This window comes from Marinomonas sp. AWM4_232 (assembly GCF_056158325.1).
The window spans coordinates 3,058,663-3,074,027 of the sequence record NZ_JBSWTA010000001.1 but is presented as its reverse complement, the minus strand read 5'-3'; the positions used below and the strand labels follow the sequence as shown (position 1 = coordinate 3,074,027).

General features: G+C 46.9%; 14 protein-coding genes. 10 read left to right on the top strand and 4 right to left on the bottom strand.

The genetic code is table 11. The annotated features are described in order from the left end of the window. Positions 1-32 precede the first annotated feature (32 nt). Positions 33-1,289, top strand: coding sequence for a hypothetical protein (locus ACXAC1_RS14505; RefSeq protein ID WP_475062353.1), 1,257 nt, complete (start codon positions 33-35; stop codon positions 1,287-1,289). 202 nt (positions 1,290-1,491) lie between these two features. Further along, the gene (locus tag ACXAC1_RS14500) at positions 1,492-2,808 is read left to right on the top strand and encodes a TolC family outer membrane protein (RefSeq protein WP_475062351.1); all 1,317 of its coding nucleotides are present in this window, start codon (positions 1,492-1,494) and stop codon (positions 2,806-2,808) included. 85 nt (positions 2,809-2,893) lie between these two features. On the opposite strand, the gene ACXAC1_RS14495 is transcribed toward ACXAC1_RS14500, so the two are convergent. Further along, positions 2,894-4,195, bottom strand: coding sequence for a M18 family aminopeptidase (locus ACXAC1_RS14495; RefSeq protein WP_475062350.1), 1,302 nt, complete (start codon positions 4,193-4,195; stop codon positions 2,894-2,896). A gap of 122 nt (positions 4,196-4,317) precedes the next feature. Between ACXAC1_RS14495 and ACXAC1_RS14490 the strand changes: the two genes are divergently transcribed. Continuing rightward, complete coding sequence (locus tag ACXAC1_RS14490) at positions 4,318-6,336, top strand: carboxy terminal-processing peptidase (RefSeq protein ID WP_475062348.1); 2,019 nt, start codon at positions 4,318-4,320, stop codon at positions 6,334-6,336. A gap of 28 nt (positions 6,337-6,364) precedes the next feature. On the opposite strand, the gene ACXAC1_RS14485 is transcribed toward ACXAC1_RS14490, so the two are convergent. Further along, the gene (locus tag ACXAC1_RS14485; protein WP_133564053.1) at positions 6,365-6,574 is read right to left on the bottom strand and encodes a DUF2788 domain-containing protein; all 210 of its coding nucleotides are present in this window, start codon (positions 6,572-6,574) and stop codon (positions 6,365-6,367) included. A gap of 35 nt (positions 6,575-6,609) precedes the next feature. Here ACXAC1_RS14485 and ybfE point away from each other — a divergent pair, with 35 nt between their 5' ends. The 4 genes from ybfE to ACXAC1_RS14465 all read left to right on the top strand — a co-directional run bounded on the left by ybfE (position 6,610) and on the right by ACXAC1_RS14465 (position 9,679). Next, entirely contained in the window at positions 6,610-6,900 is a 291-nt protein-coding gene (gene ybfE / locus ACXAC1_RS14480; protein ID WP_475062346.1) for a LexA regulated protein, read from the top strand. Between the two features lies 1 nt (position 6,901). Then, entirely contained in the window at positions 6,902-7,480 is a 579-nt protein-coding gene (locus tag ACXAC1_RS14475) for a thymidine kinase (RefSeq protein ID WP_475062344.1), read from the top strand. A gap of 3 nt (positions 7,481-7,483) precedes the next feature. Further along, positions 7,484-8,389: a recombination-associated protein RdgC gene (locus tag ACXAC1_RS14470; protein ID WP_475062342.1), complete on the top strand. Its 906-nt coding sequence runs from the start codon at positions 7,484-7,486 to the stop codon at positions 8,387-8,389. 129 nt (positions 8,390-8,518) lie between these two features. Next, positions 8,519-9,679 (top strand): cation diffusion facilitator family transporter, encoded by a 1,161-nt coding sequence (locus ACXAC1_RS14465; RefSeq protein WP_475062340.1) that lies wholly within the window; start codon positions 8,519-8,521, stop codon positions 9,677-9,679. Here the strand turns inward: ACXAC1_RS14465 and ACXAC1_RS14460 are convergent. Further along, entirely contained in the window at positions 9,676-10,971 is a 1,296-nt protein-coding gene (locus tag ACXAC1_RS14460) for a DNA recombination protein RmuC (protein ID WP_475062338.1), read from the bottom strand. The genes ACXAC1_RS14465 and ACXAC1_RS14460 overlap by 4 nt on opposite strands. Before the next feature lie 51 nt (positions 10,972-11,022). Between ACXAC1_RS14460 and ACXAC1_RS14455 the strand changes: the two genes are divergently transcribed. The 3 genes from ACXAC1_RS14455 to ACXAC1_RS14445 are packed head-to-tail and all read left to right on the top strand — an operon-like array spanning position 11,023 to position 15,092. Continuing rightward, positions 11,023-11,640: a YigZ family protein gene (locus tag ACXAC1_RS14455; protein ID WP_475062336.1), complete on the top strand. Its 618-nt coding sequence runs from the start codon at positions 11,023-11,025 to the stop codon at positions 11,638-11,640. Between the two features lie 2 nt (positions 11,641-11,642). After that, complete coding sequence (rapA, locus tag ACXAC1_RS14450; protein ID WP_475062334.1) at positions 11,643-14,471, top strand: RNA polymerase-associated protein RapA; 2,829 nt, start codon at positions 11,643-11,645, stop codon at positions 14,469-14,471. A 3-nt stretch (positions 14,472-14,474) separates the two neighbouring features. Next, the gene (locus ACXAC1_RS14445; RefSeq protein WP_228191267.1) at positions 14,475-15,092 is read left to right on the top strand and encodes an RluA family pseudouridine synthase; all 618 of its coding nucleotides are present in this window, start codon (positions 14,475-14,477) and stop codon (positions 15,090-15,092) included. A 6-nt stretch (positions 15,093-15,098) separates the two neighbouring features. On the opposite strand, the gene ACXAC1_RS14440 is transcribed toward ACXAC1_RS14445, so the two are convergent. After that, positions 15,099-15,359: a cysteine-rich CWC family protein gene (locus tag ACXAC1_RS14440; protein WP_475062333.1), complete on the bottom strand. Its 261-nt coding sequence runs from the start codon at positions 15,357-15,359 to the stop codon at positions 15,099-15,101. Positions 15,360-15,365: the final 6 nt, after the last annotated feature.

Sequence of the window (15,365 nt, the reverse complement as noted above, 5' to 3'; positions counted from 1 at the left end):
TCTCTATCGCCCATTTCTACAGAGGAAGGCTAATGGACACGAAAACCATGTTAAGCAATGCAACGGTTACAGGCTTACTGCTGACATCTGTCACTGCGTTTGCTGCCCCTGATGCCATCGTAATCGATCAACATGGCAGCCAAGTAACAGAAAATTTAGTGAAAGGCGCATCACTGAGCTTCACTCCGGTGGAAGGCAGTATTTTGCCCATCGGCAAAAATTATTCGCCATTCCAACTACCAGACTTTTTCAACAGCACTCGCAAAAGCTGGAGTGACCACCTTGGACAACCCGTTAGAGTTGAGCATAGAAACCGAGAGCTCTCCCTCGAAGGGACACTTGAGGCCGTGAATGACCAATACTTCACTTTAAGTGTTAAGCGCGTATCGGCTAACTATCCGATAAATGACTTTTACTTGGTACCGAAGTTAGCTGCATCCAATAGTCGTACATCGCTTAACTATCAAGGTATTCTCACTTATCAAACGGCTGACATCCGCTGGCAGCCTGAATTATCAATGATCATTGACGACCAAGAAGTGACGCTTATCCAGCAAGCTAGTATCCAAAACAATGCTTCTTTGGAAATCGCTCTTGATAGTGCCCTGCTGCACTACAGCCAACGCAATTCGCTTGTACGTCCCATGATGATGAAAAGTGCTATAGCTGGGGATATGATGACGGAACGCAGTGCTCCGAGCACCGATTACCAAGACAGTGAAATTACCCTTGAACTGACTGATCTAACCCTGCCAGCAGCTTCACAGACACTAGTAGATTTAGGCAAACATTCTAGCCGAATTACGCAGCGCAGTAATGTATCGTCGGTTTATAGCTACTCCTCGGCGTCTAAACTTCCTTTGAACTTTCAGCAACAAATACGCTTTGATAGTCCGAAAGATCTAATGCCTGGCACATACCAAACCCTCTGGCACAAGAAGCCTTACTACCTCAGTGGGCAACCGGTCGCTTTAAAAAATATACGTGAAGGCGCGGAAGTTGAAGTCATGCTTAACAAAAGCTTGGACTTAACAGGTGATCTAACGCTGATTACTGAATCCAAAGGCACTAAAGGGATCACACAAACTTGGGAGCTGTCTTTGAAAAACCTATCGAAACGCCCTCAGGACTATCAAATCAATCATCGCATGTCGGCGCCAATTCGAGAGTTATCTTTGCGCTCGTTGGAGCAAATCAACGCCAACAGTGTCGCACTGCATGGATCGATTGCCCCCAATTCCACTTACCAAATACGCTACACTGTCGAGTTAGCACCTTCTGACTCTTAATCTCAATACGGCAATGAAATGAGGACTTTCTTGCAGAGTCCTCATGGCTATATTGCATTATTTACACAATAGGCTCGAACGATTTTGCTTATAGGTATGATATTGTCAGCAGTCATACAAGATATAATAAAAAACGCAGTATTCACTGTCAGTACCGTCAGGTAATATAAATTTATTTCATATCGAGGCAAGAAAGGAACCCATGAAAAAGCACATTATCGCATCGTTTATTGCGGCAACGGTGGCACTACCTACAGTGCATGCAGAGAGCCTGAGTGAAGTTTACAATTTAGCCAAAGCCCACGACCCAAGTTTACGTGCAGCGAACGCATCTTACCGAGCAGATAAAGAACAGGTAGAAGTGACCCGCGGTAACCTTTACCCAAACATCAGCTTTAGTGGCAACTTAGGTTACACTGATACCAACCCTGATAATGCTGACTCCTACAGTAATACTCAAAACCAATTAGCTCTAAATCTTGACTATCCTATCTACTCGCCAGCACTTGATTATGGTGTTGATGCGGTAGAAATCACCTTCGCCAGCGCCGGGGTTGAATTAGAGCAGGCCAAAGAACAACTGATCTTTAATACGCTGAATGACTACTTTGCTGTACTAACAGCTCAAGCGACACTAGACACTACCCGTTCCCAGGTGAAAAGCTACGCTGGCCAGCTGGACCGAGTTAAAAAGCAATATGAAGTCGGTCTTGTCTCTGTAACGGACCTGCAAGATGCTCAGGCTGCTTATGATTCGATTCTTGTGACAGAGCTAGAGTCGGAGTCTAATCTCACGATCGCATTGGAGTCCTTATACCAACGTACAGGTCAAAGTATCGAAGAGATTCCACGCCTGTCTGATGCCTTCCCGATCGAGGTTGACCCAAACCTTAATGCGAATGCTCTAATCAAACGCGCCATGGCGTCGAATAAGAGTATCCGAGTTCTGGATCTTTCTGTTGAATCTGCGCAAAACAACATAGATATCCAAAAAGCCAGTGGCCGCGTTCCAACTGTATCCATTACAGGTTCACTTGCTCGTACGGATAACAGCTACTCAACTGAGACCTCTTCAAGACAAGATGGTGTGACGAACACAGCATCCATTGGTGTAGGCGTTGCTATTCCGCTATACAGTGGTGGCGCCATCAGTGCTTCCGTACGTCAGGCTGTAGCCAGTGCAGAATCTGTTTTCGAATCCCGCGCAAGCTCTATTCAAGACATCGAATTGAGCATCCGTAGCGCCGTGTTGCAACTTAAAACCCTGGCAGCACAAGTGAAAGCACAACAGCAAGTTATTCGCTCATCAGAGAGTGCATTAGAAGCGACACAAGCTGGCTATGACGTGGGAACTCGTAATATCGTTGAACTGTTGGACGCTCAGTCCACATACTTCGATGCCAAGAATACATACGAACAACTTCGTTACAGCTTCGTTTTACAGCAAATCACTCTAGACCAGCTGACTGGCGATCTTAGTGAAGAAGATATTGCTGAGCTGAACCAATGGCTGATTTAATGTTGCTTAGCATTTGATATAAAAAAAACAGCGCATCATGCGCTGTTTTTTTTGCTCTAAGAACGGCCTAGTTTAGTTAACTTATTTAAGCAGTAATCAAATGCTCTCGCTCAGTAAACGCCACTAGAATCATGTATAAATTGAAGGCATCCACACTGCCAGCCAGTTCGCGGATCGAATGCATACCGAAAGTTGGCAAGCCAATATCCAATGTAGCCACACCAATCTCCCCTGACGTAATCGGGCCGATGGTACTGCCACAGGCCATATCGCTACGAACCACGAAGGTCTGTGCAGGAAGCCCCAAACTGTTAGCAATGTCCTTATAAACTGCTGCGGTTTCACTGTTGGTAGCGTATCGTTGATTGTTGTTCACTTTAATGACCGCACCTTGGTTGATCAAAGGCGCATGCAGTTGATCGTGTTTTGCAGCGTAGTTAGGGTGCAAAGCGTGGGCATTATCTGCTGAGATCAGCATAGAATGCTGTACCGTCTGAGTGTATTGCTCAGGCACAGGCGTTAATCGACGCAATACATCTTCTAAGAATGGGCCATTTGCGCCACAAGAAGATTGACTCCCCACCTCCTCATGGTCAGTACAAATTAGCAACGTTGGGCGAGATGCATCTGCATTCAATAGAGCCTGTATACCAACATAGCAGCTAAGCAAATTATCCAAGCGTGCAGCGCTGATATAGTCCCCATGCAAACCGGTAATCGCCGCTTTTTGTACATCATAGAGGCTCAACTCAAAGCTCAACACAGATTCCACTGTCACATCACTATTCTGACGAATAATTTGCTCTTTCAGCAGCGTTTCCAGTTCAAAGGTATGTTCTGCACCACAAAGCACTGGCAAGATCTCTTCTTGCGGATTGACCTTAAAGCCTTCGGTATTGACTCCACGACTCAAATGAATGGCTAAATTGGGTACTAAGGCAATCGGATCTTTAAAGTCAATCAAGCGGCTCTTCAGCTCACCAGACTCCGTCTTAAACGTCACACGTCCCGCAATTGAAAGATCGCGATCAAGCCAAGTGTGGAGCAGCACGCCGCCATACACTTCCACTCCTAGCTGGTGGTAGCCAAAACGTTCTACGTGAGCGTTAGGCTTTAGTTTCAAACATGGGCTGTCAGTATGGGCACCAATCATACGGAAACCTTGGTGTGCAAAATCCAAGGTAGGTGTGGTAAAGGCAATGATTGAGGAGTCATTGCGGGTAACAAAATACTTGCCGCCTTCACTGATCACCCACTCTTGCTGTTCATCAAGCTGCTCATAGCCTTCGGCCAGCAGATCTCGCTTCATTGTCGCTACGGCATGAAACGGTGTTGGGGAATCATCAAGAAATGACAACAAAGATTGATTAAAACTGGCTTGATTCATATTTTCCTGCTAAGTCAATGATATAAAAAACGACTTTTTCGTCACTGGACTGGTCTTGTCGATACGAGTCTAATATGATTTTAATAATCACAGACTAATTAGTTTAAGGGAACCATTCGCGGATGATCTACAAACGCCTGTTGTTAAGTTTACTTCCTAGTATCGCGTTAGCCAGCGGTTCCGTTTCGGCGTATGAAAAACTCGAACCACCTCATGACTATGATCGCGTTGCCCAAGAAATCGTGTCAACGCTAGAGAACGTCCACTATAACAAAACTCTTATCGACGATGAAATCTCCGAACAAGCGTTCGACAATTACTTAGACGCCTTGGATCCGTCCCGAAGCTTCTTGCTGCAAGAGGACATCGATCGTTTATCGAAATACCGTGATGCATTTGATGATGCTCTACGCAACGGCAATTCTCAGGTTGCTTACGACATCTACAACGTTTACCTAAAACGTGCTGAAACGCGTCTTGAAAAAGTCTTGATCGAAATCCCTGACATGGTCAAAGGCTTTGATTACAGCGTAGATGAAAGTCTGAATATCGATCCAGACAAACTGGTCTGGGCCACAAACCAAGAACAACTGGATGACTACTGGCGTAAACGAATCAAAAATCGCGCCTTAACCCTTAAATTAAATGGCGAAGAGCAGCAGGAAATCATCGAAGCCATTGAGCGTCGCTATAAAAGTCAGCTAAAGCAAATTGATCAAACCAATGCTACAGATGTATTCCAGAGTTTTGCTAACTCAGTGACTGCAGTATTAGACCCACATACAACGTATTTCGCACCGCGAGCATCAGAAGCATTTAACATCAACATGAGCCTCTCCCTAGAAGGGATCGGCGCCGTTTTACAAATGGAAGACGACTACACTAAAGTCGTTAGACTGATTCCAGGTGGTCCAGCTGAAGCGCAAAATGAATTAGCACCGAACGACCGCATCATCGCCGTTGGCCAAGAAGGCAAGCCTATGATTGATGTAGTCGGTATGCGCCTTGACGACGTTGTGGATATGATCCGAGGCGAGCGGGGTACGAATGTCATCCTTGAAATCATTCCTGCGAACAGCAATTCGCAAAACAGTAAGAAAATCACCATCACCCGTGAAAAGGTTAAGTTAGAAGATCAATCCGCGCAAAAGAAAATTGTCGAAGTTGAACGCGGTGGTAAAACCTTTAAAGTGGGTGTCATTGAACTACCAACCTTTTACTCTGACTTTGCCGCCATTCAACGAGGTGATCGTGACTACAAGAGTTCAACACGTGATACCAAGAAACTGATCGAAGAGTTACAAGAAGAAGGCATCACAGCCCTGATTCTAGACCTGCGCAACAATGGCGGCGGCTCACTACAAGAAGCCAACTCCCTGACTGGCTTGTTCATTCCAGCAGGCCCTGTGGTTCAAATTCGCGACGCATCAGGCCGTGTCAGTATTCTGGGGGATCAAGACCGTGACGTTGCCTACAGCGGCCCGATGGCGGTGATGGTCAACCGCATGAGCGCTTCTGCTTCTGAAATCGTTGCCGGTGCGTTGAAAGATTACGGCCGTGCGATCATTGTAGGCGATCAAACCTTCGGTAAAGGTACTGTTCAAGTGCTCCAAGAACTGGACAAAGGACAACTGAAAATTACCCAAGCGAAGTTTTACCGTGTCTCTGGCGAGAGTACCCAACATAAAGGGGTGATGCCTGATATCAACTTTCCTTCTCTGATCAATACCGATGACGTCGGAGAAAGCGCGTTAGAAAACCCATTGCCATGGGATAAGATTCACGACACGCGCTACCCTGTGTACTGGGATTTTGATGAGTACATTGCCGATCTAACACAGCTTCACAGCGATCGTATTAAGCAAGACGCGAACTTTGTTGCTTTGGAAGAACAGATTGATTATGTCAAACAGCAGTCTGAACACTTCAAGTCTATTTCTCTCAATGAAAAGACCCGTGAGCAGCAACGTGAAGACAGTGAGCAAAGTGAGTTGAAGCGTGAAAATAAACGTCGCCAAGCTTTAGACTTACCAACACTTGATAATGTGGACGATATTGAAGCGCCTGAAGAAGATGTCTACGCCCACGAAGCGGCTGAGGTTATCTTAGATTTTATTAGCTTATATCAGCAAAATCACTAGCCTTAACCGGGCAAGCTGGCCCGCTAGGTCAGCCTGCCCCACCTAAAATAAGCTCAATCACAACACCTTTTAAGACAAATGCTAGCATTCCAAGGCCCAAACCGCCGATAATAACAAATGTACCTAATTTTCCGGCATTTGACTTACGAGCAAGGTCCCACATGATGAACAACATAAACATGCAAAAGCCGCTGATTAATACGGTCACCATGATGGACTCAAATTCTTCTATTTCCATTTCAACCTACTGATAAAATCGATTCTATAAACGTTATGGCTAAAGCTTCTTCTGACCGCAATACCATTGACCTATTTGGCAAAGTGCGCGGCCGCCCCCGAACTCATCCTCTATCTCGCAAAGATCAACTTAAAGCGAATAAACGCGCGCAGCGCGAGAAAGAAAAATCATTAGGGATGAAACGAGTTGAATTAGTCGTGGATGAGGATACCGCAAAAAAGCTCGACATGCTGTGTGACATGTCAGGGATTAAGCGAGCCGACTGGCTCACTATGCAAGTCGCCCTTGCCTTCAATAAATCAAAAATGACAGCAAAAGACACCTAGCATGGCGAAACTCTACTATTATTACTCCGCAATGAACGCGGGTAAGTCCACCACCTTGCTGCAGTCTGCTTACAACTATCAAGAGCGTGGTATGAATACACTGCTGCTCACTGCGGCACTGGATGATCGCTATGATCAAGGGCAAATCACCTCACGCATTGGCATTGCCGCAGAGGCTGAGTTGTTTCAAGCTGACACCGAGCTATTTTCTCTCATCGAGCGAAACCACCAAATAGACAAAGTGGGCTGCGTGTTGGTAGATGAAGCCCAGTTCCTTACCAAGGAGCAAGTGTACCAATTATCGGATGTGGTCGATCGGCTCAACATCCCCGTCTTAGCCTTTGGTATACGCACGGATTTCCAAGGCGAGCTATTTCCCGGCAGTAAAGCCCTATTGGCTTGGTCGGATGCCTTAATTGAACTAAAAACCATCTGTCATTGTGGTAGCAAAGCCACCATGGTCATACGAGTGGATGAACATGGCCATGCCATTAAAGAAGGTACACAAATCGAAATTGGTGGTAACGATCGCTATATTTCCGTATGCCGTAAACATTTTAAAGAAGCGATGAAGGACTGATTTATGTGGTTTAAGAATTTACAGATTTTCCAACTCAAGGATACGGAAAACTTCAGCAGTACCGACCTCGTCACCAAACTTCCAGATCATCCTCTGCGTGAGTGTGGCTCCCAGGACGAATTTACCTTTGGCTGGCTGCCATTGATTCGCAATAGCGAACAATGGTCCATCTCCAGCGATCTGTGCATGCTCGTTCGCGCAGGAAAGGAGGAAAAAGTACTTCCTACTGCCGTCGTACGCGAAGAGCTTGAAGCAAAAGTTGCTGAGATTGAGCTCGTAGAAGGCCGTAAAGTGGGTCGTAAAGAGAAAGCCGACCTCAAAGAAGAGTTGGTGTTTTCCCTGCGTCCAAAGGCGTTTGCAAAGCGTTCTGATATTTGGGCGTACATTGATCTAAAAGCCAAATTATTAGTTTTAAACAGCACCAATGCAGGCATGACAGAGCAATTATTCAAGCTGCTACAAACCACTCTTGGCAGCTTCCCAATGGTGCCCTTACAAGCCACCGTCTCGCCATCTTCCATTATGACAGACTGGCTGATCAAAAATGATATTCCTGCGAGCCTTGAAACCGGTGACGAAGTCGAAATCCAAGATGCTTCCGAGGACCGTGCAAAGATTCGCTTCAAATCCCTAGAACCACTTTCCGAGGACGTAACGCGACACCTTGAACAAGGTATGAGTGTTAAAAACTTGGCACTGCGCTGGACCGATAAAATGTCTTTTGTTCTCAATGATGACTTAACACTGAAGAAAGTGAAGTTTGATGACACCCTAAAAGACAACGCTTTTAATGACTCTCAAGGTGGTGCTTTATCGGATATGGACGCCAATTTTGCTTTGATGTCTTTGACCGTACGAGACTTTTTCGAGTCCTATAAAGTATGGTTTGAAATTCAAGACGAGGACTAGTTTTCCACAGATTGGGTGGATAACACTGGGGAGAACGGCGGCTATGTCAGAGTATACTTGAAGCCTGCCGTTCCATATTTTTTAAGCAGTTTTTATCGCTGCATAAATAGGATTTTAGGTCGCTGATTCATGTCAAAAATGCAACAAGAAAAGCAAATAGCTCAACGAGTTACCCTTGTCGGGGCGTTTTGGGATGCCGTTCTGGGTATCGCCAAAATTATTGCTGGCTGGTTATCTCAATCTCAAGCCCTTGTCGCTGATGGTATTCACTCCTTATCCGACTTGGTCACCGACTTATTCGTCTTGATCGCCGCTAACAACGCACGCCAAGCCCCCGATAAAAATCATCCATATGGCCACTTACGCTTTGAAACCTTGACCACGGTTATCCTAGGTGTAGTACTTATTGTCGTGGCCACGGGAATCGTCTTTGAAGCTTTCAATGCCGAGCTTTCCCCAACGGTAACTTGGTACGGTTTGGCGGCTGTGGTGTTAACCATCGTCGTCAAAGAAGCGATTTTTCACTACACCCACCGCGCAGGCAAACAGATCGGCAGTAAACTATTAATCGCCAACGCTTGGCACAGTCGTAGTGATGCACTGTCTTCTGTTGCCGTACTTGCAGGTTTAGCGGGGGTGTATTTCGGTTACCACTGGGCCGATAAAGCAGCGTCTGTCATTGTCGGTATCTTAATTGGTAAAATTGCCGTTGAAATGATCTGGGATAATGTAAAAGAGTTGGTGGATACCGCTCCCGATCCTAAGACCATTGAGCAAATCCGTGACACAGCAGCCAGCCTAAAAAATGTCATGGCGCCCCACGATATCCGTGCGCGTTCCATGGCAGGCAAGATCTTCCTCGACATGCATATCCATGTCCCTGCTCACGCGACCGTCAGTGAAGGCCACTATTTAAGCGACTTGGTGGTGTATACCATTAAGAAAGCCCACCCTCAGGTGCAAGATGTCATGGTGCACGTGGATACTGATGACCACATCCAGTCGGACACGCTAAATCACGAATCCACTGGACGCCCGCCAGCGCTTCAACTGCCAGCACGGGACCAAGTTCTTGCCGACCTTGGTTTCATGCTGCGTAGTCATCGAGAGTACATCGACATAGACCGCACTCAGCTTCATTACCTGAATAAAACACTGAGCATTCACCTGATTGGTAACGCGACCAAAGCACCTAGCCAAGATCTAACCAAAGTGACTAACAGTGTTTTATTTGATCTTCAGAATGTTCCTTATGGCAAAGATCATAAGGTGCTCTGGCAGTTCGACTAAGCCTCGTCCTGATCGTCTTCGGGGAGCGTTAACTGTTTATTAGTTTTCGCTCCCATCATGCGCAAACGCTCTGCGCGACTCATTAGATTACCGCGACCGATAGACAGTTTTTTCATGGCTTGATCATGGCTGCGTGAGAGCGTGTCTATTTTGGCGCCGATATCGTCCATATCTTGCACAAAACCAGCGAACTTGTCGTACATCGCCCCTGCTTGTCTTGCGATCTCCAAGGCATTTTGACTCTGTTTCTCATTACGCCAGATGTTCTGTACGGTGCGCAGTGTTGCCAGCAAGTTAGAAGGGCCTGTGATAATAATGTTGTGCTCAAACGCCTCTGAGAACAGACCGTTCTCTGCTTGCAGGGCTAAACCATAAGCCGCTTCAATTGGAATAAACATAATCACGAAGTCCAGCGATGTAATGCCTTTTAAGTCGTGATAATTCTTAGCACTCAGTTCTTTCATATGACGGCGAATGGCGTCGAGGTGCTGTCTAAGTGCTTGCTGACGAGTGGCATCGTCTTCCGCCTCCACATAAGCAAGGTAGCTCACCAAGACCATTTTAGAGTCGATGATGATTTGTTTGCTCTCTGGCAAGTGAACAATGACATCAGGCTGATAGCGTTTTCCATCTTCAGTATTGAGCGATACTTGAACCTCGTATTCTCGCCCTTTTTCTAGGCCTGATCGCTCTAAAATTCGCTCAAGAATGACTTCTCCCCAGCCACCTTGAACTTTGTTCTGCCCCTTCAACGCTTCCGTTAAGCTCATCGCGTCGTCGCTGATGCGCTGATTTAGCAACTGAAGGTTTTTGATTTCTTTGACTAACGAAAAGCGTTCGCGGGCCTCTTGATCGTAGCTTTGTTCAACACGTTGCTGAAATTCATGAATTTTCTGCCCTAGTGGCGACAAGATAGCGCTGAGTTGTTTTTCATTTTCAGTGGCTAGGCGAGCCCCTTGCTGCTGAATAATTTCTTGTGCCAGCTGTTTAAATTGCACTTCATTTTGGCGCTTCTGTTGCTCAAAGAAATGCTCTTTTTGTTGCCAAATTTCTTGGGCTGCAGCGAATTGCTGCTCTAGGGTCAATGCTTCTTTTTCTAATTGGTGAATTTCTTGCTGCGCTCGTTCCAGCTTTTGCTGCGTTTGCGTCAATTCCTGCACAGAATTTTCATGCTCAACCTGCCACTTACGCTGGATTCTCTGTACAATAACACCCGCGATGGTAGTCGTGATGGCCACACCGACCATACAAGCTAACGCCATCCACACAGATTGCTGCATCCAGTCTGTCATTTATTTAACCCGCCACTTTACGTTTAAAAACAATCGCTAAGCGAAGTTTACATGGATTACTACCAGAGCCCAACACACGAGCAACGCTTTGATCTGGAAATTAAAAACAGCCAGTTCATTACCACTATTCGACGGACTCGTGGACGCGATGAAGCCAAGGCCTTTATCGAAGAAATGAACCAGCGCTATCCGGATGCCAACCATAATTGCTGGGCATTTGTGGCGGGCGCCCCCAATAACGTTCACCTTTGGGATCAAAGCGACGATGGCGAGCCAAAAGGCACTGCCGGTAAGCCGATGCTGAATGTGTTACAGCATTCTAATTTTGGTGAGATTACCGTGGTGGTAACGCGCTATTTTGGTGGTATCAAGCTTGGTGCAGGGGGGTTAGTGCGGGCATACAGCCAAGCCGTGGTGGAAGCATTAGATCAACTTGTTTGGGAAGAAATTTATCCTCGTCAAACGGTTTTCATCAAGATCGCCTATCCTATGATGGGTAAAGTGGAATATTGGTTAGAAAATAGCGATATTGATGTAGAAGACAAACAGTTTGGCGAAAACATCGACATCACCCTCGCCGTGATTGAACGGACGTGGGCAGAACAGAAACAGTCCTTGATCGATTTATGTCAGGGCAATATTACGATTATTGAAAGCGACACAGAGTAGTTATGTATCAAATAGGACAACGTTGGAGTAGCCGAAACGAACCAGATCTTGGTATCGGCATTATTATTGAATTACAAGCGAAATCCTTTGTTTTGTACTTTTCCGATGCAGAAACAGAGCGTAATTATTCCGTTTCTCAAACCAGCCTAGTGCGCCGAACCCTGACACCAGGTGATCAGCTTATTTTTGAAGGTGAAGCGCATTCAGTATTGGAAGTACGTGAGTACGATTCCTTAATGGAATACAACATTGGTGACGAGTGGATCGATGAATCTGAGATTCAATTCCCACGCAATGACAAAAACGAGCTGGACTCTATCTTAGCTTTGTCTCCTGCGCGCCGTATGTGGTTTGATCTGCGTCGTAAGACGTTAGAACACCAAGCTGCCCATTCTGCGAGCCCGGTACGCGGCTTGATGGGATTAAAGGCAGAACTGTTACCGCACCAAATGTACTTGGCCCATGACATTGCCAATCGTCCAGCGGCCCGTGCGCTTCTGTGTGACGAAGTAGGTATGGGTAAAACCCTTGAAGCAGGCCTTATCCTTCATCATCGCGTATTAAATGGCTTATCACGTCGCGCCTTAATTTTGACACCGACCAACTTACAGCACCAATGGTTGGTCGAGATGTTACGCCGCTTCCATCAGCCATTCACGTTGATTAATGAATCTGTCTATGAAGACTACATGGACGGTGATGATAATCCATTCGACGCTCAGCCGTTTGTGATTGCACCGATTGATTGGGTTGCCCAACACAGTAAAGCGGCGCAGCACATGCTGATGTCTGAGTGGGACATGGTCATTGTCGATGAAGCCCACCACCTTTCATGGGAACCGGATGCGCCGAGCGTGGGTTACCAGCTTGTCGCTCGTCTGGCAGCGGAAAGCGAGTCATTGTTGCTGCTCAGCGCAACGCCAGAACAAACAGGTGAACGCGAGCATTTCTCTCGTTTGCAGTTGTTAGACCCTGAGCACTACCACAGCTTTGAGGTATATCAAGCTCAACAGAACGATTTCAAACAAGCGGCGGAACTAGCTGAATCCTTGTTACCGTTCACAGAAACCGATCACTGCCTTGATAACCTTGATTGGAAGCAAGTGTTCTCGGACTATTTACACGATGTACAAAACAAAGAGTGGTTCGAATTACTCACATCGGATGATGCCGAGAAACAGCAAACAGGGGCTCAAGATGCTATCAACTGGCTGATCGACCGCCATGGTACAGGCCGTGAAATGTTCCGTAACACCCGTGCAGCCATCGGTGGTTTCCCTGAGCGTCATCTGAACGTCTACCCATTGGTTAATCACGAGGCATTTGCTAGCGCTGCGCATCATGTACTACCTGAGTCTGGTGTCGATCATGGTCTTTGGGAAAATGATCCACGTTGGTTATGGTTAAAAGAGTTCCTAGGGGATCAAAAAGCCAAGACCAAAGTTCTGGTTATTTGTCATACGGCTGACATGGCTCGCTGGCTAAACGACCAGCTGACGTTTGCAGGTTTCCAAAGCGCCGATTTCCATGAGCAAATGCCATTGATTCACCGCGACCGAGCGGCAGCATACTTTGCTGACCCTGAGGGCGCACAGGTGCTGGTATGTTCTGAAATCGGCAGTGAAGGTCGTAACTTCCAGTTCAGCCATAACTTGGTGATGTACGATCTACCAGAGCACCCTGACCTATTAGAGCAGCGCATTGGTCGTTTGGACCGTTTAGGCCAACGTCACACGGTACAAATTCATGTCCCTTACCTAGAAGGCAGCGTCCAAGAGCGCCTTTACCAGTGGTATCACAACGCACTTAATGCCTTTAACCGTACGACAGGTTCTGGTGACAAAGTGAATTCTGCCTTCAAAGAGCCATTGCAGTCGTTCTTGTTTGGTAGCGACGATGATCAAGCACTGATCGAAGAAGCGCGTATTTATCACGAAGCTTTGCTCAAGCAGATGGAAGAAGGCCGTAATCGACTGTTAGAAATGTCGTCTTGTCGTCCAACCGTTGCCCAGTCTTTGATTGATCAAATTAATGATCAAGCGGGACATGGCCTGCACGATTACATTGAGCAAGTCACTCATGCCTTCAACATTTATGCCGATTGCTTGAACGACGAGCCTGAGCAAGGTGCGTGGTTTATCCGCCCTTCTACTGACATGATGCTTGAAGCGCTGCCTGGTATTGAGGAAGAAGGTAAAGTTCTCATGCTAGATCGTCGCCAAGCCAGCCAACGTGAAGACGTTGCCTTTGCCACGTGGGAACACCCGTTGATCACCATGTTGATGGATGAAGTTCAAGGCTTCGACTCAGGCAAACTAACCTCTGCGATTCTTCCGATTGCAGCGCTGCCAGAAGGCACAGTATTGGTAGAAAGTATGTTTGTGATTGAAGCAACAGGCCACCCGCGTTTGAAGCTTGCCCAATCCTTACCTTTGACGCCAATCTGGCAACTGTCCGATGCGAACAGCAAATTCCTGCACAACCAGTTCACTGCGGACAAATGGGCAGAGAAGCTAAAAGGTGTGCCAAATCGCGTAGCAGAGCAATGGGTTGCCGCTCTGCGTTCTCAGCTATTGGACATTCTGCAAGCTCACCAACTGAACGCACAAGATCAGGCTCGTCCTACGGTCCATGCAGCGAAAGAAGCATACCAGCGTAAATGGCAAGCTGAGATTGATCGTCTACGAGAGTTGCAACAGCAGAACTCAGCGATTAAAGATGAGCACATTGCTGAGTACGAGCAATATCTAAAAGAAGGGTTAACACGCATCGATGAGCACCAAATCCGTTTGGACGCTATTCGTATTATTCTGACCACTAAACCAGAGTAATCCGTGCTAGACATTCTGTACGAAGACCAGTGGTTAGTGGTCGTCAATAAACCTGCGAAAAGCTTGTCAGTGCCCGGTCGTGGCGCTGACAAGTACGACTCTATCGTGACCAGAGCGGAACAGCGCTATGGTGAAGCTCATGCCATTCACCGCCTCGATTACGCGACGTCGGGGTTGATCCTGATCGCCCGCGACCTTGAGTGTCAGAAGCGGATGTACGCACAATTTCGTGAACGTCATGTGCAAAAGGAATACCGCGCCTTAGTGCGTGGGCGATTGCTCGGAGAGTTTGGCGAAGTACGTAAGCCATTGCGCTGTGACTGGGACAGACGCCCCAGACAAATGATTTGCACTGAGTGGGGCAAAGACGCCATCACCCATTGGCGACCTCTTGGTTATGAGAATGGTCATACACGAGTCAGTCTAACGCCTATCACTGGGCGCTCCCATCAGCTGCGCGTTCATATGCAAAGCCTAGGACATCCTATCATTGGCGATGACTTTTACGACTCTATCAAACCGAGTGACGACGAGCGTTTGCGCTTGCACGCATACCGTGTTGAGTTCTTTCACCCCTTTACTCAAGCATGGGTAAAGTTTGTTGCCCCCTGCCCTTTCTAGCCGTTTTTATAAAGTATTGCCCTCGGCTTGCTTTGCCAATGTATCAATACAACGTTGGCAAAGGCACACCTTTCCTTTGACCTCATCTGGCAACGACTCCAACCATTCCGCTTTGATCTCGACCGTTGGTTGATGGCACCAGCAGGTTTCAGGAGCTTGGCCGGTCGTCATAGCACAATGATTTTCGCTCTGACAAAGCGGGCATATTTGCGCAAAAGTACTCGGTGTGACATCAACAGGTTTCATAGGGTTACCAGTTATCAACATAAGGGG